The organism is Xanthomonas vesicatoria ATCC 35937 (genome assembly GCF_001908725.1).
Classification (GTDB): Bacteria; Pseudomonadota; Gammaproteobacteria; order Xanthomonadales; family Xanthomonadaceae; genus Xanthomonas; species Xanthomonas vesicatoria.
Genome location: NZ_CP018725.1, coordinates 1,130,721 through 1,156,186, shown reverse-complemented (window position 1 = coordinate 1,156,186; position 25,466 = coordinate 1,130,721). Strand labels below are relative to the sequence as shown.

The following is a 25,466-nucleotide window of genomic DNA, read 5'->3' as shown; positions in this document are numbered from 1 at the left end:
GTCAGTGCCCCAGGATGCGAAGTTTGAAGTTTTGCAGTGCCGCGGTGGATGTCGACGCGGTCATGTCGGTCACTTCAAGGGTCCAGACGCCTTGCGCCCGCTCGTCGAGAAATGCGTTGCTGGAGGTGAGATCGATATAGAACCCGGTTTTCGCATAAGCGGCGGGGTCCAGTACCGAGAACGGAGTGACGACATAGCTACGCGTTCCGCTGGGAGATTCCAGCACCACACGCAAATTGGTCGGAGTGCGATGCGATGTGGCAAGCGACAGCTGCACGCCTTCCACCTTCATGGTCTGGCTGATTCGGATGCGTTGTTTGGCTGGTCGCGCGGGGCCACCGATCTGGCTCGCGGCAGCAGTGGATGCAACCCATTGGGTATCGCGGACCGGAGGCAGCGGCTTGAAGTACCTCGCTTCATAAACGGCTGCGGCGCCATCGACCAGGCCAAATCCGTACCAGTTGCTGAAACGATGGCCGGCCGCATTGGTGATCCAGCCTGGATCGATTACGCTCCCCTGGTAGACCGCAGGAGGCTGCCAGGGATCGACCTGTCTCGCGGTCTTGGCCAGGATGTATTTGACGTCGCGCGCGTTCAGGCTCGGGTTTGTGCTTACTATCAGGGCCGCGACGCCGGAGACGGTGGGTGCAGCAGCCGATGTGCCGTTCATGATGGCGTTGTAGTTGCATAACGCATCGATCCTGGACTTGCTGCCGTCCAACGCATTGTCGACGGTGAGGCCATCAACGTTGTCGCCTGCCGCGCAGCCGCTGAGGTCGGTGGTGACGATGGCAGGATCGTAGACGTAGGGTGCTGTGTCTGGCGCGGCGCGGGATGCTGCATCGGGGTCGAACTTGCGTTGCCGGCCAAACTCGCCGCCAAGACCGGAGACCCATAACGCGGAACCTGAAGACGAGTACGACGCGCGTTGACCTGTGGCATCCACGCTGGCGACGACGATCGTGCCGGGAAGACTGCTGCGTGGGTCGATGTTGGCCAGCGAGCATCCCACCTTCAATACACGCGATTCTTCGCTGCAGAGGTTAATGACGTTTCCGCTTTCATCGCGCGTACGCAGCCGCACGAAACTGTTGCCAGCGGACTTGACGTAAATGGCCCCGCGCCCACCGCGACTAGAGCGCATCAATGCTTCCCAGGACTGTTGTTCTTCTACCGGAAAATCCAAATAAAACGGAGCGACCGAGCCCCAGCTGTTGTTGAAGATATCGATATTGCGCGCCTCCGGGCCGTCGCCCCACGCATACCGGATGTTGGCATCGGAGTCGGACGATGCACGTGCAAGAAAATCGAATCCTGCCATCAGCACCTCGGGCGCCACGCCACGTCCGCCGCGGCCGTTCCAGCCTACGGCGCCGATGATGCCGGCCACCGCAGTGCCGTGGCCGTTATCCGGATCGACGGGCGTCGTGTCGTGGGACCTATCGCCAAAGTTGTACGAACCGTTTGGCAGGATGTTGTCGGCCAGATCTTCATGGCGTAGCTCCAGCCCGTCATCCACCACACCGACCCGCACGCCGCGGCCGCGGATGTTCAGGCCATGCAGGATATCCACGTCCAGGTCCACGCCGGGCACCGGACGGCTGTCGCCAATCACGGCCTGGCCCTGGTTGGAGAGATGCCACTGATAGCGATACAAGGGGTCGCTGCCTCGGGATTCGGCGGAGACGGTGATGGCATTGATTGCGTTGCTGGTGACAGCCGTGACCGGTGGTGTAGCCAGCGCCGAAAGTGAGGTGCTGGCGATCAGTAGGGCGCCGATCGACAGTGCGAGGGGTTGCCTGCGAAAAGAGTTCATTCCGTTTGATTCCAGTCAAGGGTAGGCGCGGTCGAAGCAACACGGTCCTCCGTTCGGCCAATCGCACGATCGGTCGTTGCAGCTGCGCCATTGCCTCGGGACGCGCCTATGAAGCCCGAGTCGTTGGAGCCGGAAGAGGTATTGCGGTCGAAAAGCCCGGCGCGATCGTCCGGGTCAGGAGAGGCTCGTCAGGCAACCTCACTTGCAGGCGATTTGCACCACGGGCCGGCCTCCGCCATGTGGCGATGACGGGGCGCGAAAAGGATCAGTGCGGCAGCGGCAGGAGTCATGTCCGTTTATCCCAGGAGAGCGACACGGCGCATCGGTCCGGCGATGGAGTGGATGCGGTCAGGTGGTTCGTCGGCTCCCCTGTGCGTCTGAACGCAGCCGATGTTGGCAATGCATCTGCAGCGTCAACGCCTCGATTAAAGATGGGGCAATCATTGCCTGCAAGGCACGCGACGTACGCCATCTGCGTGACACATCGCGCACTCTATGGCTGACATGCAGATTTGCGCGTTGCATGCGACGTTTTGTGCACAGATGCTGTCGAATAAATTTGCGGAAGCGAGCGTATCGATCGAAATAACGCATCGCGATGCGTCGTTCTGCTTCGCAGCGGCGACCGCTGCGAGACGGTTGCCATCACGTAGCCGCACTGCACGCGTCATGCAGAAGCCTGCACGCCCGCTGCGCAGGGTGTTGCGCAACGACTCAACGACTGTCGCCGACGCTTGGCATACGACAAGGATGCGTGGCGAAGAGGGCAGCGCAAGGCCTGTTGCCGGGCTCCGCGCAGCGGCATTGCGCCGCTGCGCGCGCCAGTCACCTACAGCTCACCAGCGATACGCCACCGACATCTGATATTGCCGTCCGGCAATCGGCCGGCCCATGAACACGCCGCCGGTCGTCGCGCCCGGCACGCGGACGTTGCCTTCGGTGAGCCCCAGCGTGTCGGTGACGTTGCTGCCGCTGGCGGTCACTTCCCAGTGCTCGCCCACATGCAGGTTGGCGCCGATATCCAGCATGTCGTAGGAGGGCAGGCGCTGGCTGTTGGCCAGATCGGCAAAGCGATCGCCTATGTACGAATACGTGGCAAACACCTTGAGGTCGCCGAACGGCAGCATCCAGTAATAGCTCGGCGTCAGCCGGAACTGCCGTTTGGGTTGGCGCATCACCTGGTTGCCGGTGAACTCGCGGTAGTTGCGGTACTTCGCATCCAGCCACACCCCCGTGCCGGCCAGCTCGAAACCGCCGAACGGACGGATCGCACCTTCCACCTCCAGGCCGCGCGCGCGCGAATCGCCAACGGCGGTGAAATTGTCGCCGTTGGCCAGAAACGCCTGGAACGGCGAATTCTTGAACGTGTTGTAGAACGCAGTGAGATACAGATCGTAGGCGCTGGCACCGGACTTGAGCCCAAGCTCGTACTGATCCACCTCCTGCACGCGGTTCTGATCATCGCGCAGGTTGTCGAAGCCGGGAAACTTCACGCCCGAGTTGACCCGTGCAAACAGGCTGCTGCTGTCGTTGAGCTTGAAGTTCAAGCCGGCCGTCCACGAAAACGCTTCGTCGTCCTGATCGATGCGCCGCGTGGTCGCCAAGGCCAGCGAGGTGGCGTTGTCGTACAGGGTCGCGGGGTTGCCGTCCAGGTCGACCGTGCTGGTGTCGTGCACGTTGCCGGTCACGCTCTGGCGCTCGTAGCGCGCCCCAAGGTCCAGACGCAACCTGTCGTTGAGTTCCCATTCGTCGGCGACGAAGGCAGCGATGTTTTCGCCGTCGTAGTTGGCGCGCAGATTCAAGAACGCGGTGCTGGTGAAGCCCTGGCGTGTGGCCTGGCGTCCATCGTCCAATGCCACGTCGATGCGACGTGCGTTGTTTTGCGCCGTGAGCAACATGGTGTTGCCCAGGTACCAGGTGTCGGCCGAAGAGTACTTGGCGTAGTACGCACCGACGGTCAAGGTATTGCCGGCAAACAGTTCGCGGCTCAAGCGCAGATCGTTGGTGAATGAATTCAGACGCTTGTCCACCGACCACCAGCCGGCTTCGAGCACCTGTTGGTTCGGGTCGACCGCGCCGCCGCCATTGGTATAGGTGGCGGTGCCGCTACTGCCGTAGCCGGCAATGAAATCGCTCAACCGCTGCGGCGCGTCGCCAGTGAACAACGCATACGTCGGCGCGCTGCCGCTCATCACGTTGAAGCGGTCGGCGATGGTCCAGTCGCCGATTTCCCAGTTCAGTTCGCCGCCGAACACATCGATGTTGACGCCGCGCCCGTCGGCCAGGTCGCGCTGCACGGTCTCACCGTTCGGCCCGACCAGCAGATCCACATTGCGGAAATCGCGACCGAGCAAGGTGCCGGTCTGCGCATTCAAGCCGGGGAAGCTGGACAGGTCGTTGCCGTTATTGCGCGAGAGCAGCGGAATGGCCGTGTAGAACGCGTTGTTGTCGTCGGTATGCCGCGCATAGAACGACAACTCGCCGCTGTCCCAACGCTTGCTCAAGGTGGCACTGAACTGGCCGCCCTTGTCGGCGGAGAACTGCGGGTCGCGCACGCCATCGGTTTCGCGGAAGAACCCACCCACGCTGTAGTACCAGCCATTGCCCATCGGGCCGCTGTTGAACACGTCGATACGGCGCAGGTCGTTGTTGCCACCGGTCAGGCGCACGCTCCCTTCGGGTTCGTCCTGGCCTTTTTTCTGGATGAAATTGACGGTCAGCCCGGGCTGCCCATTGGAGAAGATCGGGCTGGAGCCGCCACGCAACACTTCCATGCGTTCGACGGTGTCGTCGACACGAAACAGCGTGGAGTTTTCCAGAAACGACAGCGTCGGCGGTGGAAACAGCGGTGAGCCGTCCAGCTGCATGGTCACGAAAGGTGCGTCGCCCTCGGACGGCATGCCGCGCACGAAGATATTGGCGCCGGTGCCGCCGCCGCTGGGCTCGGCCCAGACGCCCGGCACGATCTTCAACAGGTCGGCGGTGCTCTGCGGCACCGCTTGCTGGATCTGTTCCGGGCTGGCGGTGGTGATCGAAAAACTCGCATCGCGCTTGGCCAGGCCCTTGAAGCGTGCCGTGCCACTGACGATCACGGCATCCAGGGTGGTGGCATCCGGCGTGCCGGAGGCAGTGGTCGATGTCTGGGCACGGCCATCCGGCGCCAACAGTGCGGCGGCAACGGCGAGCGAAAGGGTGTAACGGGGTGCGGGAAAACGCATGCGCAAGGCTCCTGGTCTCACTGCGAGAGGACTGCCGTGACGCGTGTGGTGGCGCATGCAGCGGCAGGCAGTGCACGCGCAAGTGCGCGCCGCATCGGCGCATCATTTGCGCCCCCTGTCAGCGCATTGCACGGAAGTTGTACCGCAGATGCGCCAGCGCGCGTTGTGCGACGCAGCAGCTAGCGGCTGCGGACGCATGCATGCACTGCCTCGCAAGCGCTCGCTGCCGTGCGGGATGGCGCATGGAGAGTGGGGTCACAACCTTGGCGCACGCGATGGCTGCAGCGACCCCAGCGCAGCGACCCAGACGACTTAACCACCAGGCAGGCGCGGGCGCTGCTCGGAATCTGATCTCCCTCTCGTGCGCTGCACCTACCTGAGGCTGCGCGCCAAGTGTGTCAGCCATTGAAAAACAAGAGGCCGCCCGAAGGCGGCCTCACTTCTACTCAGCGGGGGAGAGAGACCGCTGTCAGAAGAACATCCGCACGCCGAACGAGGCGCTGCGGCCAGGCAACATCACATCGTCCTTGAGGAAGGAGGTGTGCACGCGTGCGTCCTGATTGGTCAGGTTGTTGCCGTCCAGAAACACTTCCCACGCATTGCTGCCACGGTCCACGTGATACGCCAGATGTGCATCCACGAAGGTGTAGCCATCGGTCGGGGTTTCGTTCACCGCCACCTTGTCCTGCCTCATGGTGCGGGTGGCGCCGATCGAGGCGCGCCATGCGTCGGCATTCCAGCGCATCTGCGCACCGAAGCGGCCCGGTGCAATGCGCGGCAGATTACCGCCATCGCTCAGGCGCGCACGCACCGTGTCGCCGAATACACGCAGGTCCCACGCGCCGGTGTCGTTGTTGGCCAGGTGGAAAGTGGCTTCGCCTTCGAAGCCGTGGAAGATCGCATCGGCCTGCGTCCACTGGCGGATCGGCAGGAAGTCGTTGTCCTCTTCGTTGAACCACTGGCCGCCGGTGTCGACGATGTACACGAAGTCGTTGTAGCGGTTGTAGTACGCCGCCACCTTGGCATCCACCCATTCGTTCTGGAAGTTCAGGCCCAACTCGGCCTGGTTGGCCTTTTCGGTCTTCAAATCCGCATCGCCGATCTCGAAGGCGAGGGTGGCGATGTGCGGCCCGTTGGCGAACAGTTCTTCCTCGGCCGGAGCGCGCTCGGCGTGGTCCAGGTTGGCGGTCAGGCGCCACTGTTCGTTGAAGCGGAAACCGCCGCTGGCCGAGAAGCTGGTCGGGGTGAAATCGCGGTCCACGCCAATGTTGGTCTGGTACTTGACCTTGTCCACGCGTGCGCCGACTTCGGCGGTCACGCGTTCCCAGCTGTTGCGCGCGACGGCGAAGGCACCGAGCGAACGGGTATCGGTCTTGGGCACGAAGGATTCTTCGCCTACTGCCTGGAAGGTGGTGTCGCTGCCCTGCAGGCCGAACGCGGTCTGCCAACCGCCGCCGAAGGTGAAGGATGCTTCCACGCGGCCTTCGTTGGCGCGCTTGGTGAACACGGTGCCCACTTCGTCGCCTTCGAACTCGGTGTGCGCGTAATCGGTGTGGCCGAAGCTGTAGCGCAGCGCGCTGCCTTCGCCCCACGGATCGGTCAGCCCGCCCTTGAGGTCGTAGCGGTCCTGCTGCAGCTTCAACGACACCCCGCGCTCGCCGATGGACGGGTCGCCCGGTTCGCCGGGGTTGCCGTAGTTGTCGCGGAAGCGCGACGCCGACAGGCCCACGAAACCCCAGTCGCCGGAGAGCGACGCGCCGATCGAGCCCACCTTGGAATCGATCCAGCTATTGAGCTGGCGGCCCTGCGGGGTGTCGTAGTCGTTCTGGTTGCGGTACACGCCATCGGCATGGATCGACAGGCCGCTGCCATTGCCGGCATCGACGCGAAACATGTCGGTGTTGCCGTCCTTGTCGCCGCCGTCGAAGCGCACTTCGGCGCGGCCGCTGAAGCCGTCCACCGGCGTTTCGGCGATGCGGCCGTCGACAACATTGACCACGCCGCCAATCGCGCCGGAGCCGTACAGCAGCGTGGACGGGCCCTTCAACACTTCGATCTGGTTGGCCAGAAACGGCTCGATGGCCGGCGAATGGTCCTGGCTGACGGTGGACACGTCCTGGGTGGACAGCCCGTCGCGCAGCACTGCCACGCGCGGGCCGTCCAGGCCGCGGATGATCGGCCGGCCCACGCCGGGGCCGAAGTTGGAACTCTGCACACCCGGCAGGCTTGCCACGGTTTCGCCCAGGCTGGAACTGCGCACCTCATCCAGGCGCTCGCCGGCCAACACCTCGACCGGGCGGCTCAACTCGCCGGCCGCATCGCGCAGCGGGCTGGCAGTGACCACCACCTTGTCCAGGTCCTTGATATGCCGGCCGCTGGAATGGGTGGCGTCATGCCGGGTGTCCGATGTCGGTGGCGTCTGCGGGTCGGCAGCGACCGGCGCGTCTTCGGCCATGGCCAGGGCAGGAGTCAGCAGACTGGCCATTGCCAGCGAGAGGGCGGAGCGGCGCAGCGAGGGGATGAGCGTGGGGGCCATGTGGATCGGACTCTCTAATTGTTACTATATATCAATGGGATGGCGCAGCTTGCCTGCTGTGCCGACGGCAAGGCCCGTCCTGCGCGATGCAGTGGTGCGGGCCTGGAACAGGGAAGATGTTATATTATTCCACGTCGCCGTGAATACCTGCTGGAAGTCATGCCTCTGCCCACACTTCGCCATCTGCTGGACCGCTTCGGTGCGACTGGGTCGCTGCTGTGCGCCGTGCACTGCGCGGTGCTGCCGCTGGTGCTGGCCCTGGCGCCGTCGCTGGGGTTGTCGTTCTGGCTGGGCGACGGCGTCGAACTGGCGATCGTCGTCTTTGTCACCCTGCTTGGGCTTTTCAGCCTGGTGCTGGGCTATCGTCGCCACAAGGCGTTGCATGCCTTGGCGTTGCTGCTGCCGGGCCTGGCGCTGCTCTGGCTGGGCCTGTTGTACGACCCGTTGCACCATTCGGTGGTGCCGCACGCAGTGGTGATGACGCTGGGCGGAGCCTTGGTCGGTATCGCTCACTTGGTCAATCTGCGCCTGAATCACGGGCATGGGCACGTGCACGACGCCAGCTGCGCACACTGACGGTGCGCTGATGGGCGACTGCGCGACGATTGCAGTCGGTGATCTGGAAGCCTGTTTCAGGCCGGGCGCCGGTCGCTGAGCGCCGGACGCGGCCAATGGGTGGATCTAGTCCAGGAGCCGCTGGTTCACAGCCCGGCAGGCCCCACGGCTGCGCGGCCCGGGGCCGACGTGGTAGGCTTGCCGGCCTTGCGCGAGGGCGCAGCCGGTGCAAACCTCGCCAGACCCGTGCCAGCACGGGAATTTGTATTCACATTCAGGAGTCGACGAAATGGGTAAGGGTGACCGTAAGACCGCCAAGGGCAAGCGCTACAACGCCAGCTACGGCAATTCGCGTTCGCACGCGGTGAGCAAGGTTGTCGTGGGTGCAGCTGCTCCGGTTGCCAAGAAGGGCGTGGTCAAGGCGCCGGCCAAGAAGGCTGTTGCCAAGAAGACCGTCGCCAAGGCCAGCTGACCCCGGCCCGCTTTGCGATCTGAAAACGCGGCGCTTGCGCCGCGTTTTTTTTATGTCCGATACCAGCGCAAAACGCCGTTCGTCAGTGTGCTAGCGTGCCTGGACGGATGCTGGTCCGCGTGGACCAGGTGGTGCATCACGCCGCCGGCACCCATGGCGAATCAGCGCAGCACGGGTCGACTAGCGGTTGCGCCATGGCATCCATCGGCGCTGTCCATGATGGATCGGAGAGCCTTCGCCTCGCGGGTGCAGTGTCTTTAGTGCGTTGTGTCCGCAGCCGGTGCTGGATTCTTCGCCGCCGGGGCCAGCAACTGCTCGGCCAGTCCCCGATAGATCGGCGTCTTGCACACCAGGCCGGACACTGCGCGTGCAATCAACACGGTGGCCAGGATCGGCAGCAGCATCTGGCTGGTGTCGGTGAGCTCCAGCGAGATCACTGCCGAGGTCAGCGGTGCCTGGGTGACACCGGTCAGGTAGGCGCACATGCCCAGCAGCACGAAAGTACGCGGGTCCACGCCCGGCATCAGCACCGACAGGTTGTGGCCGATGCCGGCACCCACCGCCAGTGCGGGCGAGAACAGTCCGCCCGGGATGCCGGCCAGGTACGAGACCAGATTGGCGACGAGCTTCATCAGGCCGAACTCATGGCCGACCACGGCATGCCCCTGCACCAGGCTGCGCGCTTGCTCGTAGCCGGTGCCGAAGGCGCCTTGCCCGAACACCATCGCCAGCCCGACCAGGGCGACGCCGCACAACGCGGCCAGCAGCACCGGATGACGTTGGCGCAGCGCGCCCAACCAGCGCGGTTTACCGCTGACACTGGCCAGCACCAGCCGCGCAAAGATTCCGCCGAGCAACCCGGCCACACTGCCGCACAACGCGATCGCCAGCCATGCCTGGCCCAGCGGCAAGGCCACTGCCACCTTGCCGAAGTAGGTGTAGTTGCCCAACAACCCCAGCGAGACCACGCCGCCGACGATCACTGCGGTGAGCAAGGTGCCGGAGAAGCGATGCTCGAAGCGCCCGCTCAGTTCTTCGATCGCAAAGACCACGCCGGCGAGCGGGGTGTTGAATGCTGCCGCGATGCCTGCGGCGCCGCCGGCAAGCAGAAAATGCGAGAGCTCGCGCGGATCGTGGAAGCCGAACCAGCGCCCGAACACGTGCATCAGGCTGGCGCCGACATGCACGGTGGGGCCTTCGCGTCCGACCGATGCGCCGCCGAGCAGTGACAGCGTGGTCAACGCGAGTTTGCCCAGCGACACGCGCAGCGACAGGTTGGTATCGCGAAACGCCCGGTCCGGATGCTCCAGGGCGGCGATGACCTGCGGAATGCCGCTGCCGCGGGTGGGACGCATCGCCCCGGAGGTGAGCCAGGCGAGCAGGGCGAAGATGCCCGGCGTCAGCAGCAGCGCCCACCAGATCGAATGCGCGGTGATGCGTTGAAACAACTGGAAGGCGGCGTCGCTGGCCTTGGCGAACACGATGGCCACCAGCGCCACCGCAATTGCGCCACCCCACAGTGCAGCGCGACGACGCCAGCCTTCGCTGGACAACAGCGGCCGCAAGCGACGCGGCGAGGGATTGGAACCAGACATTGCGCCATTGTCGCACTACCTGGCGTCACACGGGTCTGCAGCCATCCACAGTCCTGCAGTGTGGCCGGCATCGATGCGCGCAGCAGCGAGGCAGAACAGGGCCTTTAAGCGGGAGATAGCAGCGCTGACGCGAAGAGGTGCATGCATGCTCGGCACCCGTTTTGACGATACCTGCCGCAGCTACTCGGTGCGGGTGGCCGGCGACACGCGCAAGGCCGGCAGTAAAGTGGCTGGGTTGCCGTCGTTGGGCGCGGCGGGGATACCCAGAAGCCGGGTCATCAGTGTGTAGACATCCACATTGTCGAAGCCCGGCAAGGTCTTGCCCTGCGCCAGATCCGGGCCTTGCGCCACGAACACCGCACGCATCGACGGCAACGCTGGATCGAAGCCATGCGAGCCACGCGTACCTTGCTGCGCACGTTTGGCGAGTTTGTCGGGAAACAGTGCGTCCCAGCCTTCGTGCATCTGGCACAGGATCGGCGGAATGCGTGGGTGCGTGCCGTAATGCCAGCGCGCCGGCAGCTCGGCCTTGCGCCAGCAATCGTAGTGCGCATGCGTACCGAGCAGCAGCGTCTCGGCGCTGGCCTGTTGCCCGGGCAGCGGATTGAAACCGATCACCTGTCCGTCGGTGACCGCGGTGGCAATCGTGGGCGGCGCGATGGCTTCCACGCTGATCGCGTGTCCCGGCGCCACCTCGGCCATGCCGTGGTCGGACACCACGATGATGTTGGTGCGCACGCGCGTGCCATCGCGCTGCATGCCGGCCAGCAGGCGGCCGATGGCGGTATCAACTGCGCGCACGCTGTCGGCATAGTCGCGCGATTCCGGGCCATGATCGTGGCCGGCTTCATCCACGTGTTCGAAGTACAGCGTCACCAGGCGATTGCGCTGCGCGCCGGAGCGCGCCAGCCAGCCCAGTACCTCGTGCACACGGGCGTCCATGCCGACGCCTTCTTCATAGTGACGCCACTGCGTGGGTCGCACGCCCTGGATGGGCGCCTCGCTGCCCGGCCACGACCAGGTGGCCGCATGTAAACCGGCCTGCTCGACTCCCACCCACAGCGGCTGGCCACCCCACCAGCGCGCGTCGCTCACGGCGTCCTGCTTGCTCAGCCAAAAGCCGCCCAGCACCGGGTCGCGCATGCTGTTGTGCACGATGCCGTGGTGGTCAGGGCGCAGGCCGGTGACCAGCGTGTAGTGATTGGGGAAGGTCAGCGACGGGTACGACGGCGTCATCCAGCGCGCGCGCACGCCATCGCGTGCAAGCTGGGACAGGTTCGGCGTGATACCGCGATCGAGCATGTCTGCGCGCAGGCCATCGATGGAGATCAGCAGCAAGGTATGTGGCGCCTCGTCGGGCGTCGCTGCGGCCGATATCGGCGGCGATGCACCGTGCTGCGCTGAGGCGTTACGTACGCCAGGCTGGGTGGAGCAGGCCGCGAGCAGCACGGCGGCCATCGCGGCAAACACAAGACGTCGGTCGATCATGCCGCCAGTTTACGGTGCGGCGATGACGTCGCGAAGTCAGCGTAGGTGCGCTGCGCGTTGATCGGCTAACAGGTCGTCGGCACGCGCGATCCGGCGTGGCGACCAGCCTTCCAGCTGCAACAACGCCTGCTTGGTCGGCAGGCCGCCGCCGAAGCCGGTCAGCGCACCATTGGCACCGATCACACGATGGCAGGGCAGCACGATCGGTAAGGGATTGCGGCCGTTGGCAGCGCCCACCGCGCGGCTGGCGGCAGGGCGGCCTACCGCCTGCGCGAGCTGCGCATAACTCCATGTCTGCCCGAACGGAATCTGCGCCAACGTGTGCCAGACCTGCAGTTGAAAGGGTGTGCCAATCGGTGCCAGTGGCAGGTCGAAGCTGCGTCGCCCGCCATGCAGGTAATCGAGCAATTGCTCGCGTGCCTCGCGCACCAGCGGCGCATCCGGGGCGTGCAGCCAGCGCGCACGTCCGATGGCGTCGTAGCGGTTCTGCGCAAACAGGATGTGGTGCACGCCGGTGTCGTCGGCGGCCACGCTGAGCGCGCCGATCGGCGAGGGAAAGGTGTCGTAGTAGAGCATGTTCATGGGCGGGTGTCCTTGCGATCGACGGCGAGATGCCACAGGTGCAACACGGCATACGCGCGCCATGGGCGCCATGCCTGCGAACGCGCCTCGGTGGCCCGTTCGCTCAAACGTCCCGGCGCGCCGAGCACCTGTTGCAGGATCAGATCGCCGGCGGGAAATGCATCCGGATGCGAGAGCGCGCGCATGGCGATGTAGTGCGCCGTCCACGGCCCGATGCCGGGCAGCGCGGTGCAGGTGGCGACAAAGTCCGACAAGCGCTGGCCGGCACCGAAATGCAGCCGCCCTTGCGCGCATGCAAAGGCCAGTGCGCGCAACGTGGACGCGCGTGCGCGTGGCAGCCCGAGTTGTTCCAGCGGCGCGTCGGCGAGCTGTGCAGGCGTGGGGAAACTGCGGTCCAGGCCGGGCGGCATGTCGGCATGATGGCCGCCATGGCGGTCGACCAACCGCGCTGCCAGCGTTGCGGCACCAGCCACGCTGATCTGCTGGCCCAACACCGCGCGCACGGCGACTTCGAAGCCGTCCCATCCCCCCGGCACGCGCAGGCCGGGCCGGCGTTGGATCGCCTCTGCCAGGAGCGGTTCGGATGCCAGCGTGGCATGGACGGCCTGCAGGTCGGCGTCCAGATCGAACAGCCGACGCACGCGGCGCACGATCTGCGGAATCTGGCGCGGGTCGGTGGCACCGATGCGCAGCAGCAACTCCGCCCGCTGCGGCGCGGCGGCAACCTCGATCAAGCTGGCGTTTCCCGGCGTGCCGATCACGCGCCGGTAGCCGCTGGCGTCGACCTGCTCGATCCCTGGAATCGCGCGGCGCTGCAAAAACCCGAGCATCGCTGCCCAGTCCAGCGGCGGGCGATAGCCCAGGCGCAGGCACAGTTGACCGCCTGGGACCTCGACGCGCTGCTTGCGCAATGCCGACGGCGGCATGCCACAGCCCTGCAAAAAGGCGGCGTTGAAACGCCGCAGGCTGTTGAAGCCGGCAGCAAGAGCCACCTCGGTGACCGGCAGGGCGGTTTCGGTGAGCAGCTGCTTGGCCAATAGCAGCCGGCGCGTGCCATGCACCTGGATCGGGGTGGCGCCGAGTTGCTGCACGAACTGCCGCTGCAGCTGCCGTGCGCTCACCCCCACCGCATCGGCCAGCGTCTGCACCGGCTGCTCCTGCAGCACGCCGTCGGCAATCATCGCCAGCGCGCGCTGCACGCTCTCCTCGCCCAGATGCTGCTGCGCCTGTGGCGACAGTTCCGGCCGGCAGCGCAGGCACGGCCGGTAACCGGCCGCACTGGCGGCCGCCGCGCTCGGGTAATAACTGACATTGCCCGGCTTGGGCGGTGGCGCCGGACATACTGGCCGGCAGTAAATGCCGGTGCTGCGCACCGCCGTAAAAAACAGCCCGTCGAAGCGCGCATCGCGCGCCAGCCGGGCGCGGTCGCATTGGATTCGATCGGGCGTCAACGTCTGCATGGCGCCAGTCTATGCCCTGGCTTCGGCCGCAGCTGGCCGTTTTCGGACAGGGTTGCTGCAGAGATGTCTTCCGCCCGGATATTCTTTGCCGGATCTGCCGATCAAGTCGTGAGACAGGACGCAAGGATGATTGTTCCCAGACACTAGGCCGAGGCCCGTATCCAGCATCGGGAAGGCAAACGCAGCATCACCGTCCGCCGATTCGGATGGTCTGATGAAAGCTACGCTGCGGCTGAACTGCATGCACGTGGTCGGGTCGGTGAGGCGCTCGAAGAGATCCTGAGCGGCAAGCCGCTGCCTCGCAGGGAGCGACTTGCGGCCTATGGAGAAGGCGTGCCGATTCGCGAAGAGATTGTTGCGAAGGAAGGTGACCTGGTACTCACCCGCAACAGCTATGGCGCCTTATGCCTGAACACTCCCAACGTGCTGTTTGCGGATGTGGATTTTGCAAATTTGCCGCGTAGAGGCCTGGGGTTTGGTTGGAGTTTGCTGCTCTTGGTGAGCGTGATGTCGCTGGGCACGGTTCAATTCCATCTGTTGGGCGGGGTGATGTTGGCGACGGCGGTGACTTGGGCATCGAACCGCCTAGCGCGGTCTTGGCGTCGTCATCGTTTTCGTCGCGCAGGTACACCAGAACAGCAGGCCCGGCGGCGTATCGATGATTTCGCAGCCGCACGCCCGCAGTGGCACCTGCGGCTATACCGGACGCCCGCCGGGTTTCGTCTGCTGGCGTTGCATCGCTGTTTTGAGCCGGATGACGCAGAGGTCGCCGCTTGTTTCTCGCAGCTCGGCGTTGACCCGGTCTATGCCCGGATGTGCCGTATGCAGCAATGCTTTCGGGCCCGGGTGAGCCCCAAGCCGTGGCGTATCGGCATTCATCGACGCATCCGGCCGCCCTATGCCGCATGGCGCGCGGAGCACGCAGCGCTACCGGAGCGCCTGCAGTGGATTGCAGACTACGAGCACGCCAGTGGCGCCTTCGCAGCATGCAGATACGTCGCCTCGTTCGGCGAGGAGCGCAGTGTGGCCGATGCAGCTCGACAGGTGCAGGAGCGTCACGACGCCTGGTGCCGTGCGGATCAGCCAGATCTGCAACTGGCATGACAGGCCGCAGATTAAGGCAGCGTTCGGGGCCTGGACCGCGTCCGCTCTAGACTGAGCGCCCGCTCATGCCCCTGTCCGGTGCTCATTTCGATGCTCAAACCGCTTTGTCTGTCGCTTGCTTGTGCAGTGCTGCTGATTGCATGCGACCCAGGCAGCACATCCGCCGATGCTGCCGGGGCACAGCAGACCGGTGCTGCGCAGGCAGGCGATGGCGATCATATGGTTTCGGTGGATACGCCTGAGCCGATCCCGCCGCCGCGTCCGCGCGCGCAGGCGGGGGAGGCCGGGTGGCCAGCTGCAGCGCTTGAGGCTGGCCAGGCCTGGATCAGTTGCGCCACCGATTACAGCAAGGAGGCCGGCGACGGCACGCTGCTGCCGGCGCTGGACCGGGCCAGCGTGGAGGCGGCATTGGCGCCGTGTCGCGAGACCGGGCTGCTGCGGGTGCGCTACGCGGGCAAGATCAATGCCGGCTTTGCCGCACTGGTATGGCGCCTGGCGACGGTGGCCGAGCAGTGGAGGTTGCCGCATCGCATCCTGGACCTGGATTCCAGTGGCGGACAGGTGGAGGCGGCGATCCGCGCCGGCGACACCATCGGCGAATCCAACTGGACCATCTGGGTGCGTGAAGGCTCGATCTGCCACAGCGCCTGCGTGTTCGTGCTGGCGGCCGGCGACAACCGCCTGGTGGCCGGCAAGGTGGGCATCCACCGGATGATGCGGATCAGTTCCAAGGCGACGTCGCGGGCAGAGCTCAATCGCGAACTGCGCGAGGTCTACGGCAACGTCAAGGATTATCTGGAGCGTAACGGCGTGGCAGTGGCGGTGGCCGATCTGATGATGACCGTGCCCAACCGCAGTCTGCGCCTGCTCACCATGGAAGAGCTGCGCGAGTACGGCCTGGACGGCACCAACGCCGTGCAGGACGACCTGGAACGCATTCGCCAGATGCGCAAGTGCGGCGATGCATTCGTGCGCCGCAAGGACGCGTTTCTGGTGGCGTTCGACCAGAAGTGCAAAGGCGAGGGCGCCGATCTGGATGCGGTCAACGCCTGTGGCCTGGCCTTGAAGCAGCGCTTCGGCTTTCCGGATGCGGCCTGCCCGGAAGAAAGTCCGCTGGCCGAAACCGATGCGGCGGCCCTGCCGGCCACGCCAGCGCTGGATGTGCAGAATGGAGCGCCCACCAACACCACGCAGCCGCCCGCGCCGGTTGCCGAACCAGCCCAGAACGCTGCGCAGGCCGATTCGCCGGCGCCAGCGCCCGCCGACGGTTGAGGCCGCTGCAGCTTTCACGCGTATCGCACTGAGCGCTGCCTATGGTCGCCGCATGACAACCGGGTCAGGGGGCAGCATGCGGGGCAAGACCAAAGGCGTTTTACTGGCGTACCTGCCATCGGCGTTGCTGGTGCTGGTGGGCTTCGGTGTGGCCGAGCTGCTGCGCGTGGTCGCCGAGGCAATGCATGAGCAATGGCCGGCCACGCTGGCGATGTGGCTAAGCCTGGCGGCATTGATTGCGGCCATCGCACGCGCGTTCTGGGTGAGCTGGCGGCTGTGGCGTCCGCGCGGCGTGGCTGCCGTGCCGCCCGCTCCAGGCGGAGAGCTCTAGCGGTTCGACTCGGTCCGATCGTGCCTGGTTACGGGTGGATGCAGCGGTGAAGGCGCGGTCCGCATTGTCCGCGCAAGGCCGCGCAGGTTCGGGCGTCGCCTGCGCCTCACTAGCGGCCCGGTTACACGCCAACGCGACAGTGCCGTCCCGATCATGTAGTCGGCTGCTCCCACCCGGATCGTGCTGCTTGTGTTGCGCAGGGGCGTCCCTAGACTGCGCTACCCGCTGCAATCTGTGCGGTCCATCTCTTTCCAACCCGTTCAAGGTGCTGTCCCATGCTCCGTCCTCGTTTGCTTCTTGCGTTGGTGTTGGCTCCAGCGCTGGCGTTCGCTCAACAACCGCAGCCTTCCCGCGCGGCCACAGCCCAGCCGGCGTCTTCGGCGCAACGGGCGGCTGCCGGTCAGCCCGCGCCAGCACTGAGCGCGGCCCAGCAGGCGCAGGTCGCCAAGCAGGACGTCGAGATGACCCAGGCCGCCCTGCGCGTAGCGCAGATGGTCGATGCCAACAAGGCCGCCTCGCTGTGGGACGGTGCGTCCAGCGTGGCCAAGACAGCGGTCAAGCGCGATGCCTTCGTCGCCCAGCTCGCCGGCGAGCGTGCACGTCTGGGTGCGATGGTCGGGCGTGGCCAGGGCTCGGTCACGCGGGTGAAGTACGGCCCTGGCGCGCAGGTGCCGGAAGGGTTGTACGTCAACGTCAGCTTCCCGACCCGGTTTGCCAACGCGCCGCAGCCGGTACGCGAGCTGGTGTCGTTCCGTCTGGACGAAGACAAGACCTGGCGCGTTGCGGGTTACAGCCTGCGCACGGCCGCCAAGTGACGCGGCAGCCAGCGAGGAGAGTCGCATGCAACTGACCATCGAACTGCAGATGCTGGGCTGGGCCATGGTGCTCGGCCTGGTACAACTACTTGCTGCATCGGCCAGCATGACGGCCCAGCGCGGCACCAAGTGGAATGCCAGCGCGCGCGACGGCGATGCCAAGCCGTTGACCGGTGTCGCCGCGCGGCTGGATCGCGCGTTTCGCAACTACCTGGAAACCTTTCCGATCTTTGCCGCAGCGGTGCTGGCAGTAAGCGTGGCCGGTCGCACCAATGCGGAAACCGCCTTGGGCGTGCAGCTGTATCTATGGGCGCGAGTGGCGTATGTGCCGGTTTACGCGGCCGGCATTCCGTACCTGCGCAGCGCGATCTGGGTGGTGTCGTTCTGGGGCATCGTCAAGCTGGTGCGGGCGCTGCTGGGTTGGTAAGGCAGTGCGGTTCTGGCGCGTGCACGGCTGCCGTGCACCGCGCTTGATCCTGATCAAGGGCCGCGCCGCGCGTTGGCCCTAGACTGGCGCATCGGTGGTAGCAGGTGTGCAGCATGCAATCGGTGGATATCGCGATCATTGGTGCCGGGCCGGTTGGCCTGAGTTTTGCGCGTGGGCTAGCCGGCAGTGGCGTGTCGATTGCGCTGATCGATCAACAGCCACGCGAGCAACTGGCCAAGCCGGCCTTCGATGGGCGCGAAATCGCGCTGACCCACGCCTCGCGTGGGTTATTGGAGCAACTCGGCATCTGGCAGCAGTTTCCTGCCGAGGCCATCTCGCCGTTGCGCGCTGCACGGGTGATGGACGGGCACTCCGCATTTGCGCTGACCTTTGCTGCCTCTGCCTCCGGCGCGGGCGACCTGGGTTGGCTGGTACCCAATCACCTGATCCGACATGCCGCCTGGCGCGCCGTGCAGACGCAGGCGTCGCTACAGATTCGCGGTGGCTGCACGTTGCAAGCGGTGCAGCAAGGCGCCAGACGGGTGGAGCTGCAATTGTCCGATGGTGAGCGGCTGTCGGCTCGCTTGCTGGTAGTCGCCGACAGCCGTTTTTCCAGTACCCGCCGACTGCTCGGCATCGGTGCGCAGTTGCGCGATTTCGGCAAGACAATGCTGGTGTGCCGGGTGCGTCACGCGCTACCGCATCGGCATGCAGCGTGGGAGTGGTTCGGGTATGGCAAGACGCTGGCGTTGTTGCCGCTGCACGACAATCGCGCCGGTGCTGTGCTTACCTTGCCGCCGCGGCAGATCGACACGCTGCTCGCGCTGGACCAAGCCCAGTTCAGCGCTGCGGTGACCGACGCGTTCGAGCATCGGCTGGGCACGATGCACCAGGACGGGAGCCGGCATGCTTACCCGCTGATTGCCACCTACGCACAGCGCTTTGCATGCGAGCGCGCCGCATTGATCGGCGATGCGGCGGTAGGCATGCATCCGGTCACCGCGCATGGGTTCAACTTTGGCCTGCAGAGCCAGGCGCGATTGGCCGAGCGCGTGCATCACGCGATCGCCACCGGGTGCGATATCGGCGCTGCCGATCTGCTGCGCGACTACGAACGCGCGCATCGCTTGGCCACACGGCCCTTATACGAAGCCACCAACGCGCTGGCCGCGCTCTATACCGACGATCGCAGACCGGCGCGCGTGCTGCGGCGTGGCGCACTGCGTGCGGCGCACGCCATCGCGCCGTTCAAGCAGGCGATTGCATCCCATCTGACGCAGCGCACCGCGTGATGCGTCGACGCGATGGCAGTGGCCATGGTCTATGCAGCACTGCGCTGTTCCGATCCTCGCCAAGGGTGCTTTGCGATGGTTTGCATACACGCGCAAGTAGACGCGGGTGCGACGGTTCGGGGTTGCCTGTGCGGCCAGCGTGCGAGCGTGCGCCTCAGCCCGCCACAATCAGGTGTGCTGCAATCAACTAGGCGCGTTTACCCGCGCAAGGATCGCATCGATCGCCGCCTGCGCATCGTCGCGGTGCATGGCTTCTTCCAGCAAGGGAATCGCCCAGGCACACCCGGCATGGGTCAGATGCAGGCGCCAGTCGCCCCGCCAGCCGTCCAACTCGTGCAGCGCCAGCATGATGCAACCGCCACGTTCGGCATGGCCGCCATGGATGGATTGCTCCAGCCAGAACGGGCGCGCCGCGCCGAGTTCGATCGAAAAGACATACACGTCGTGCTTCGGATCTTCGGACGACGGCGCGATATTGCGCTGACCGATCTCGATCACGCTCATTCGCCAGGCTCGGCGTCGGGGTCCATGGCCATGACGCGAATCTCCACCTCATCCAGTTGCACGAGCTGACCGGGGCGGATCTTGGCGGTCTTGCGCAGCTCCTGCACACCATCGACGCTGACCGCACCGCTGGCGACGATGGCCTTGCCCTGGCCGCCGCTATCGGCGATGCCGGCCAGCTTGAGCAACTGGTTGAGTTCGATGTACTCGCCGTCCAGGTCGAATTCCAGGAGTTGCATGCTGCGCTCGGTCAAAAAGAAATCGATTATCCGCCCGGAGTCGATGCCCGCACCACATGCGCATGCACGCGATCGCTGCCGCCTCCGCCGTCATGCCGCTCGCGGCGTCAGCAGGCGGCCACCTTCAGCACGATGCCCCGGTGCTGTTGGAGCAGGGCGCTGACGCAGGTTTGCAGGTTTGTGTCCAGTGGCATTGCTCCGGTGCCGGGCAGGAAGGCATGTCAGGATGATTCGCACGAGCGGGCGAATCCTCACAACCTGAACAAAACGTCACGACCCTTCGACACGAAGGGGGGTAAGGGCGCACACTATGCTGCTTTGCGCCTGCCGGCTCCGTGCGGCGCCTCCGGAGTTACCCATGACCCAAGAATCTTCCGCGCCGCTGCTGTTTGCAGACCTCGGCCTCTCGGACGCTGTGATGAAAGCCGTTGCCAACGTTGGCTACGAGTCGCCGTCGCCGATCCAGGCTGCCACCATTCCCGCGCTGCTTGCCGGGCGCGATGTCCTCGGCCAGGCGCAGACCGGCACCGGCAAGACCGCCGCGTTCGCGCTGCCGGTGCTGTCCAACGCCGATCTGAATCAGCTCAAGCCGCAGGCACTGGTGCTGGCCCCGACCCGCGAGCTGGCCATCCAGGTCGCCGAGGCCTTCCAGAAATATGCCGAAGCCATCCCTGGCTTCCGTGTGCTGCCGGTTTACGGCGGCCAGCCCTACGCCCAGCAGCTAAGCGCGCTCAAGCGCGGCGTGCACGTGGTGGTCGGCACCCCGGGCCGGGTGATCGATCACCTGGACCGCGGCACCCTGGATCTGTCCCAGCTCAAGACGCTGGTGCTGGACGAAGCCGACGAAATGCTGCGCATGGGCTTCATCGACGATGTCGAAGCCGTGCTCAAGAAGCTGCCGGAAAAGCGCCAGGTGGCGTTGTTCTCGGCGACCATGCCGCCGGCGATCCGTCGCATCGCGCAGACCTATCTGAAGGACCCGGCCGAGGTCACCATCGCGGCCAAGACCACCACCTCGGCCAACATCCGCCAGCGCTACTGGTGGGTGAGCGGGCTGCACAAACTGGACGCGCTGACCCGCATCCTCGAGGTCGAGCCGTTCGACGGCATGATCATCTTCGCGCGCACCAAGGCCGGGACCGAAGAGCTGGCGCAGAAGCTGCAGGCCCGTGGCCTGGCCGCGGCGGCCATCAACGGCGACATGCAGCAGGCGGCGCGTGAGAAGACCATCGCCCAGCTCAAGGACGGCAAGCTGGACATCCTGGTCGCCACCGACGTGGCCGCCCGCGGCCTGGACGTGGAGCGCGTCAGCCACGTGCTCAATTACGACATTCCGTACGACACCGAAAGCTATGTGCACCGCATCGGCCGTACCGGCCGTGCCGGCCGCAATGGCGACGCCATCCTGTTCGTCACCCCGCGCGAGAAGGGCATGCTGCGCTCGATCGAGCGCGCGACCCGTCAGCCGATTGAAGAAATGCAGCTGCCGAGCGTGGATGCGGTCAACGACACCCGCGTGGCGCGCTTCATGACCCGTATCACCGAAACCCTGGCCGGCGGCCAGATCGATATGTATCGCGATCTGCTGCAACGCTACGAGGCAGAAAACAACGTGCCGGCGATCGATATCGCCGCAGCAATGGCCAAGTTGCTGCAGGGCGATGCCCCGTTCCTGCTGACCCCGCCGGTACGTGGCGCGCGTGAGGAGTTCACCCCGCAGCGCAACGAGCGTGCCGACCGCGGCGACCGTGGCGAGCGCCCGCGTTTCGAGCCCAAGTTCGAACGCGGCCCGCGCGCTGACGGCGAGCGCGCACCGCGTCCGCCGCGTGGCGACGATGCCGGCGGCGAGCGTCCGCGTCGCGATCCGCCTGCGCCGCGCGGCGAGCCGGAGTTCGGCATGGAGAGCTACCGCATCGAAGTGGGCCACACCCACGGCGTGAAGCCGGCCAACATCGTCGGTGCCATCGCCAACGAGGCAGGCCTGGAAAGCCGCTACATCGGCCGGATCGACATCCAGGACGATTACTCGATTCTGGATCTGCCGGCAGACATGCCGCGCGAGCTGCTGACGCACCTGAAGAAGGTCTGGGTGTCCGGCCAGCAGCTCAACATGCGCAAGCTGGAAGAGGGCGAGGCCGCAGCGTCGCCGTCCAAGCCGCGCTTTCCACGCGGTGGCAAGCCGTCCGGTCGCCCGAACGGCCCGGGGCGCCCGATGGATCGCGCCGGCGCGCCGCATCGCAAGGGTCCGCCCAAGCCGCGCGGCGAGTAAGTCACGCTGACAATCGGTTGCGCAGCGAAGCGCATGCGCAGCCGGTACCAGCGCCGCTATTCCTTTTAGGACATAGCTTTGATGCAACTCGGCGTGTTCCGACCGGGCGCACAACCGGATAATGGTCAGCCAGGCTGACGTTTTCCACCGGCTGTCCGGCAGACGGACGCCGCCATACAGACTCGGCCATGACGGCCGCTACTGCCTTCAGGCGCCCACTGGGCGCCTGACTCGCATTGGGCGGCGGTTGGATGAGGATGGCAATGGCGCAGGCAGCACGCAGCACACGCAGTGGCCAGACCATGCACATGGTGCGCGGTTGGCTGACGCTCCCCTTGGCGCTGCTGATGGCCGTGGCTGTCGGCATGGCCGTGCTGTCTGCTCTGGCGATCGAAATCCAGTCCGGCGCCACCGCCTGGATCGTTGGGCAGGGCCATTGGTCCAATGCCCAGCAGGAGTCGGTGTACTGGCTGGAGCGCTACCTGGCGAGCGGCGACCCGACCGATCTGCAGGCCGCCTGTCGTGCATTGGAGGTGCCCCTCGGCGATCGCGCGGCCCGTGAGGCGGTCGAACAGCCGGTGATTGCCTGGGCGGCGGTGTATGCCGGGCTCGCGGCAGGGCGCAATGCCCGCGAGGACATGCCACAAATGGTGCGGTTGTACCGCTACGGGCAGGTTTTTCCGTATCTGGGCGATGCCATCACGATGTGGAAGCACACCGATGCCGACCTGCTGAAGCTGAGTGCACTGGCCGACCGTGCTGCCTCCGTGCAAGCCGCGAGCAGACCGGATGCCCGCGCGCTGCAGACCCTGCGCGACGAACTGCATCTCCTCGATGGCCGCATGCGCCATGATGCGGCGCAATTCCAGGCGCAGCTGATCCTCTGCGCACGGCTGCTGCACGACCTGATGGTGGTCTGCAGCCTGGCGACCTTGTTGTTGGTGCTGGTCACCTGCGTGCTGGCGATGCGCCGCATACGCGACTATCTGCTTTCGCACGAATGGCGCTTTCGCACCGCGTTTCAGCAGGCAGCGTTGGGCATGGTCAAGTTCGATCTGAGCGGCCACGTGCTGGATGCCAATGTCTCGATGGCCAACATCCTGCGCTGCCGTCCGGAAGAGCTGCAGGCCTGCACGCTGGCCGAGGTGATGCACCCGGATGACATCGTGCTGGACAGCCGCGGCATGATCGACTGGCCGCGGCTGATGCAGTCCGGCGAGTTGCGCTTTCTGCGTGCCGATGGCGGGGTGATGTGGGGCCGCTGGAGCGCCTCGCTGGTGGAGCCTGGCCCGGAAGAACCCACCCTGGTGCTGGCGGTGATCGAAGATGTTTCGCACGCGCACGAACTGGCCGATGAAGTCGCCTTCCATGCGCGCCACGACGCCTTGACCGGCCTGATCAACCGGCGCGAGATCGAGCGTCGCCTGCTGCATCTGATCGAGCCGCCGCAATCGCCGCAGCTCTGCCATGCGTTGTGCTTCGTCGATCTGGATCACTTCAAGCTGGTCAACGACACCTTCGGTCATGCGGTTGGCGACAAGTTCCTGTGCCACTTCGCCGACGTCATCACCATGCAGCTGCGTCCGGGCGACTGGCTGGGGCGGCTGGGTGGCGACGAATTCGCGATCCTGTTGGCCAACACCGATCTGGCGCAGGCGCAGGCATTGCTGGAACGCATGCATGGCGTGCTCGGGCAGCCGTGGAGCCATCAGGGCGGCCGGCCGCTGACACCGAGTTGCAGCTTTGGCGTGGTGGAAATCCGCCAAGGTGCCAGCGATCTCAATGCCTTGATGACCGCGGCAGATCTGGCCTGTTACGCAGCCAAGGAAGAAGGGCGCAACCGGATACGGTGCTTTGGCGAGAACGATCTGGCATTGGCGCGGCGTCGGCATGACGGCGGCTGGATCAGCGCCGTGCAGCAGGCCATCGCCGAACAGCGGCTGCTGCTGTACGCACAGAAGATCCAGGTGCTGAGCGACCCCGGACGGCTGCAGTACGAGGTGCTGGTGCGCATGCGCGCGCGCGATGGACGCGTGCTGAGCCCCGGCGAATTCCTGCCCGCGGTGGAACGTTACGGTCTCGGGCGCATGGTCGACGCCTATGTGCTTGAAACCTTGTGCGCGCAGCTGGCCGACAACCCGATGCATGTGGCGACCCTGGACCTGTGCCACGTCAACCTGTCCGCGCAATCGATCGCGCAGCCGGATTTTCTCGACTTCGTCTGCGCCCTGTTCGAGCGCTACCCCACGCTGGTGTCCAAGCTGTGCATGGAAATCACCGAGACCGCCGTCATCGGCGACCTGGAGCATGCGCAGCGCTTCGTGCAGAGCGTGCGCGCGCGTGGCTGCCATGTGGCGCTGGACGACTTCGGCAGCGGCCTGGCCTCGTTCGGTTACCTCAAGCAATTCACTGTCGATGTGTTGAAGATCGATTGCGGCTTTGTGCGCAATTACGCGCACGACGCGGTGGACCGCGCCGCGGTGCATTCCATTGCCCAGGTCGGCCTGGCCTTGGGCATCGAAGTGGTTGCCGAAGGGGTGGAGTCGGAGGCGGATATCCCCGGCCTGCGCGATGCCGGCGTGGGCCAGGTGCAAGGCTTCAGCCTGCACCGCCCGTGCCCGCTGGAAGAGCTGGTCATGCCACAGCTACTGCTGGCGGTGACCGGCTAGGCTGGCCGGCAGCCCTCCGCGCGCCAGATGGTGACGGTGCAAGAGTGCGTTGCCGGCTGCAAATCGCCGATAATCCAGCGATGACAATCCGACTCAACAAACATATCGCCGATACCGGCTTCTGCTCGCGCCGCGAGGCCGACCGCCTGATCGGCGAACGCCGCGTCACCGTCAACGGCGTGGTCGCCGGCACCGGCGCGGTGGTTGGCGAGGAAGACACCGTGCTGGTGGATGGCCAGCCGCTACGCGCGCGCGAGGCCAAGAAGCCCGGGGGGCGCAAACATGTCTACATCGCGCTCAACAAGCCGGTGGGCATCACCTGCACCACCGAGAGTTCGGTCAAGGGCAATATCGTCGAATTCGTCGGCCATGAGCAGCGCATCTTCCCGATCGGCCGCCTGGACAAGGAGTCCGAAGGGCTGATCCTGATGACCAGCAACGGCAACATCGTCAATGAGATCCTTCGCGCTGAAAATCGCCATCAAAAAGAGTATCTGGTGGCGGTCAACAAGGCGGTGACCGACGAATTCTTGCGTGGCATGGCACGTGGTGTGCGCATCCACAACGAGACCACCTTGCCGTGCCGCACCGCGCGTATTGCCAAGTTCGGCTTTCGCATCGTGCTGGAGCAGGGCTTGAACCGGCAAATCCGCCTGATGGCCGCCGAATTCGATTACCGGGTGACGCAACTGCGGCGGGTACGGATCGACAACATCAAGCTTGCCGCACTCAAGCCGGGGCAATGGCGCAACCTGAGCGATGCAGAATTGCACGGCTTGCTGCCGCAGCGTACCGACTGGTAAACCGGCCGGTGGATCAAGT

The 25,466-nt window shown here is 65.5% G+C and carries 20 protein-coding genes and 1 pseudogene; 11 read left to right on the top strand and 10 right to left on the bottom strand.

What is annotated here, in order from left to right; translation table 11 throughout:
- Position 1: 1 nt before the first annotated feature.
- The 3 genes from BJD12_RS05050 to BJD12_RS05040 form a co-directional block, all read right to left on the bottom strand.
- Positions 2-1,816 carry a S8 family peptidase gene (locus BJD12_RS05050; RefSeq protein WP_005990776.1) on the bottom strand — a complete coding sequence of 605 codons (1,815 nt, stop codon included), beginning with the start codon at positions 1,814-1,816 and terminating at the stop codon, positions 2-4.
- Between the two features lie 836 nt (positions 1,817-2,652).
- Positions 2,653-5,034, bottom strand: coding sequence for a TonB-dependent receptor (locus BJD12_RS05045; protein WP_058564053.1), 2,382 nt, complete (start codon positions 5,032-5,034; stop codon positions 2,653-2,655).
- Positions 5,035-5,503: 469 nt separating this feature from the next.
- Positions 5,504-7,570: a TonB-dependent receptor gene (locus BJD12_RS05040; RefSeq protein ID WP_005998312.1), complete on the bottom strand. Its 2,067-nt coding sequence runs from the start codon at positions 7,568-7,570 to the stop codon at positions 5,504-5,506.
- Positions 7,571-7,729: 159 nt separating this feature from the next.
- Between BJD12_RS05040 and BJD12_RS05035 the strand changes: the two genes are divergently transcribed.
- Positions 7,730-8,146 (top strand): MerC domain-containing protein, encoded by a 417-nt coding sequence (locus BJD12_RS05035; protein WP_003487534.1) that lies wholly within the window; start codon positions 7,730-7,732, stop codon positions 8,144-8,146.
- 268 nt (positions 8,147-8,414) lie between these two features.
- The gene (locus BJD12_RS05030) at positions 8,415-8,597 is read left to right on the top strand and encodes a 30S ribosomal protein THX (RefSeq protein ID WP_003487537.1); all 183 of its coding nucleotides are present in this window, start codon (positions 8,415-8,417) and stop codon (positions 8,595-8,597) included.
- A gap of 257 nt (positions 8,598-8,854) precedes the next feature.
- On the opposite strand, the gene BJD12_RS05025 is transcribed toward BJD12_RS05030, so the two are convergent.
- The 4 genes from BJD12_RS05025 to BJD12_RS05010 all read right to left on the bottom strand — a co-directional run bounded on the left by BJD12_RS05025 (position 8,855) and on the right by BJD12_RS05010 (position 13,722).
- On the bottom strand, positions 8,855-10,192 hold the full coding sequence (locus BJD12_RS05025) for a chloride channel protein (protein WP_039423667.1): 1,338 nt from the start codon (positions 10,190-10,192) through the stop codon (positions 8,855-8,857).
- A 180-nt stretch (positions 10,193-10,372) separates the two neighbouring features.
- The gene (locus BJD12_RS05020) at positions 10,373-11,680 is read right to left on the bottom strand and encodes an alkaline phosphatase family protein (RefSeq protein ID WP_005998308.1); all 1,308 of its coding nucleotides are present in this window, start codon (positions 11,678-11,680) and stop codon (positions 10,373-10,375) included.
- A 36-nt stretch (positions 11,681-11,716) separates the two neighbouring features.
- A complete protein-coding gene (locus tag BJD12_RS05015) occupies positions 11,717-12,262 on the bottom strand; it encodes a methylated-DNA--[protein]-cysteine S-methyltransferase (protein ID WP_005998306.1) in 546 nt (181 codons plus the stop codon).
- On the bottom strand, positions 12,259-13,722 hold the full coding sequence (locus BJD12_RS05010; RefSeq protein WP_005998304.1) for a DNA-3-methyladenine glycosylase 2 family protein: 1,464 nt from the start codon (positions 13,720-13,722) through the stop codon (positions 12,259-12,261). Before BJD12_RS05010 ends, BJD12_RS05015 begins: the two co-directional genes overlap by 4 nt.
- 333 nt (positions 13,723-14,055) lie before the next feature.
- On the opposite strand from BJD12_RS05010, the gene BJD12_RS05005 reads away from it, so the two are divergent.
- From BJD12_RS05005 to ubiM, 6 genes are all read left to right on the top strand, one after another.
- Entirely contained in the window at positions 14,056-14,826 is a 771-nt protein-coding gene (locus BJD12_RS05005; protein WP_005998302.1) for a hypothetical protein, read from the top strand.
- 90 nt (positions 14,827-14,916) lie between these two features.
- On the top strand, positions 14,917-16,098 hold the full coding sequence (locus BJD12_RS05000; RefSeq protein ID WP_039423666.1) for a COG3904 family protein: 1,182 nt from the start codon (positions 14,917-14,919) through the stop codon (positions 16,096-16,098).
- Between the two features lie 76 nt (positions 16,099-16,174).
- Positions 16,175-16,429 carry a hypothetical protein gene (locus BJD12_RS04995; RefSeq protein WP_005998298.1) on the top strand — a complete coding sequence of 85 codons (255 nt, stop codon included), beginning with the start codon at positions 16,175-16,177 and terminating at the stop codon, positions 16,427-16,429.
- A 275-nt stretch (positions 16,430-16,704) separates the two neighbouring features.
- A complete protein-coding gene (locus BJD12_RS04990) occupies positions 16,705-17,244 on the top strand; it encodes a DUF4019 domain-containing protein (RefSeq protein WP_005998296.1) in 540 nt (179 codons plus the stop codon).
- 25 nt (positions 17,245-17,269) lie between these two features.
- Entirely contained in the window at positions 17,270-17,671 is a 402-nt protein-coding gene (locus BJD12_RS04985; protein WP_005998294.1) for an MAPEG family protein, read from the top strand.
- A gap of 113 nt (positions 17,672-17,784) precedes the next feature.
- Positions 17,785-18,963 (top strand): 5-demethoxyubiquinol-8 5-hydroxylase UbiM, encoded by a 1,179-nt coding sequence (gene ubiM, locus BJD12_RS04980; protein WP_005998292.1) that lies wholly within the window; start codon positions 17,785-17,787, stop codon positions 18,961-18,963.
- A gap of 183 nt (positions 18,964-19,146) precedes the next feature.
- Here the strand turns inward: ubiM and BJD12_RS23715 are convergent, their stop codons facing one another.
- The 3 genes and pseudogenes from BJD12_RS23715 to BJD12_RS24095 form a co-directional block, all read right to left on the bottom strand.
- Positions 19,147-19,467, bottom strand: coding sequence for a hypothetical protein (locus tag BJD12_RS23715; protein WP_005998291.1), 321 nt, complete (start codon positions 19,465-19,467; stop codon positions 19,147-19,149).
- Positions 19,464-19,706: an RNA-binding S4 domain-containing protein gene (locus BJD12_RS04970; RefSeq protein ID WP_005998288.1), complete on the bottom strand. Its 243-nt coding sequence runs from the start codon at positions 19,704-19,706 to the stop codon at positions 19,464-19,466. The genes BJD12_RS23715 and BJD12_RS04970 overlap by 4 nt, the downstream gene beginning before the upstream one ends.
- Positions 19,707-19,819: 113 nt before the next feature.
- Positions 19,820-19,900, bottom strand: a pseudogene (locus tag BJD12_RS24095) (RNA polymerase subunit sigma-70); the annotation flags it as partial.
- Positions 19,901-20,064: 164 nt separating this feature from the next.
- Here BJD12_RS24095 and BJD12_RS04965 point away from each other — a divergent pair.
- The 3 genes from BJD12_RS04965 to BJD12_RS04955 all read left to right on the top strand — a co-directional run bounded on the left by BJD12_RS04965 (position 20,065) and on the right by BJD12_RS04955 (position 25,447).
- Positions 20,065-21,975: a DEAD/DEAH box helicase gene (locus BJD12_RS04965; RefSeq protein WP_039423664.1), complete on the top strand. Its 1,911-nt coding sequence runs from the start codon at positions 20,065-20,067 to the stop codon at positions 21,973-21,975.
- 263 nt (positions 21,976-22,238) lie between these two features.
- Positions 22,239-24,644: a putative bifunctional diguanylate cyclase/phosphodiesterase gene (locus BJD12_RS04960; RefSeq protein ID WP_039423662.1), complete on the top strand. Its 2,406-nt coding sequence runs from the start codon at positions 22,239-22,241 to the stop codon at positions 24,642-24,644.
- A gap of 80 nt (positions 24,645-24,724) precedes the next feature.
- Positions 24,725-25,447: a pseudouridine synthase gene (locus BJD12_RS04955; RefSeq protein ID WP_005994668.1), complete on the top strand. Its 723-nt coding sequence runs from the start codon at positions 24,725-24,727 to the stop codon at positions 25,445-25,447.
- Positions 25,448-25,466 lie beyond the last annotated feature (19 nt).

Excerpts from the sequence above, each read along its gene's own strand:
- BJD12_RS05050 (WP_005990776.1), bottom strand. The coding sequence starts at position 1,816 with ATGAACTCTTTTCGCAGGCAACCCCTCGCACTGTCGATCGGCGCCCTA.
- BJD12_RS05045 (WP_058564053.1), bottom strand. The coding sequence starts at position 5,034 with ATGCGTTTTCCCGCACCCCGTTACACCCTTTCGCTCGCCGTTGCCGCC.
- BJD12_RS05040 (WP_005998312.1), bottom strand. The coding sequence starts at position 7,570 with ATGGCCCCCACGCTCATCCCCTCGCTGCGCCGCTCCGCCCTCTCGCTG.
- BJD12_RS05035 (WP_003487534.1), top strand. The coding sequence starts at position 7,730 with ATGCCTCTGCCCACACTTCGCCATCTGCTGGACCGCTTCGGTGCGACT.
- BJD12_RS05030 (WP_003487537.1), top strand. The coding sequence starts at position 8,415 with ATGGGTAAGGGTGACCGTAAGACCGCCAAGGGCAAGCGCTACAACGCC.
- BJD12_RS05025 (WP_039423667.1), bottom strand. The coding sequence starts at position 10,192 with ATGTCTGGTTCCAATCCCTCGCCGCGTCGCTTGCGGCCGCTGTTGTCC.
- BJD12_RS05020 (WP_005998308.1), bottom strand. The coding sequence starts at position 11,680 with ATGATCGACCGACGTCTTGTGTTTGCCGCGATGGCCGCCGTGCTGCTC.
- BJD12_RS05015 (WP_005998306.1), bottom strand. The coding sequence starts at position 12,262 with ATGAACATGCTCTACTACGACACCTTTCCCTCGCCGATCGGCGCGCTC.
- BJD12_RS05010 (WP_005998304.1), bottom strand. The coding sequence starts at position 13,722 with ATGCAGACGTTGACGCCCGATCGAATCCAATGCGACCGCGCCCGGCTG.
- BJD12_RS05000 (WP_039423666.1), top strand. The coding sequence starts at position 14,917 with ATGCTCAAACCGCTTTGTCTGTCGCTTGCTTGTGCAGTGCTGCTGATT.
- BJD12_RS04995 (WP_005998298.1), top strand. The coding sequence starts at position 16,175 with ATGCGGGGCAAGACCAAAGGCGTTTTACTGGCGTACCTGCCATCGGCG.
- BJD12_RS04990 (WP_005998296.1), top strand. The coding sequence starts at position 16,705 with ATGCTCCGTCCTCGTTTGCTTCTTGCGTTGGTGTTGGCTCCAGCGCTG.
- BJD12_RS04985 (WP_005998294.1), top strand. The coding sequence starts at position 17,270 with ATGCAACTGACCATCGAACTGCAGATGCTGGGCTGGGCCATGGTGCTC.
- ubiM (WP_005998292.1), top strand. The coding sequence starts at position 17,785 with ATGCAATCGGTGGATATCGCGATCATTGGTGCCGGGCCGGTTGGCCTG.
- BJD12_RS23715 (WP_005998291.1), bottom strand. The coding sequence starts at position 19,467 with ATGAGCGTGATCGAGATCGGTCAGCGCAATATCGCGCCGTCGTCCGAA.
- BJD12_RS04970 (WP_005998288.1), bottom strand. The coding sequence starts at position 19,706 with ATGCAACTCCTGGAATTCGACCTGGACGGCGAGTACATCGAACTCAAC.
- BJD12_RS04965 (WP_039423664.1), top strand. The coding sequence starts at position 20,065 with ATGACCCAAGAATCTTCCGCGCCGCTGCTGTTTGCAGACCTCGGCCTC.
- BJD12_RS04960 (WP_039423662.1), top strand. The coding sequence starts at position 22,239 with ATGGCGCAGGCAGCACGCAGCACACGCAGTGGCCAGACCATGCACATG.
- BJD12_RS04955 (WP_005994668.1), top strand. The coding sequence starts at position 24,725 with ATGACAATCCGACTCAACAAACATATCGCCGATACCGGCTTCTGCTCG.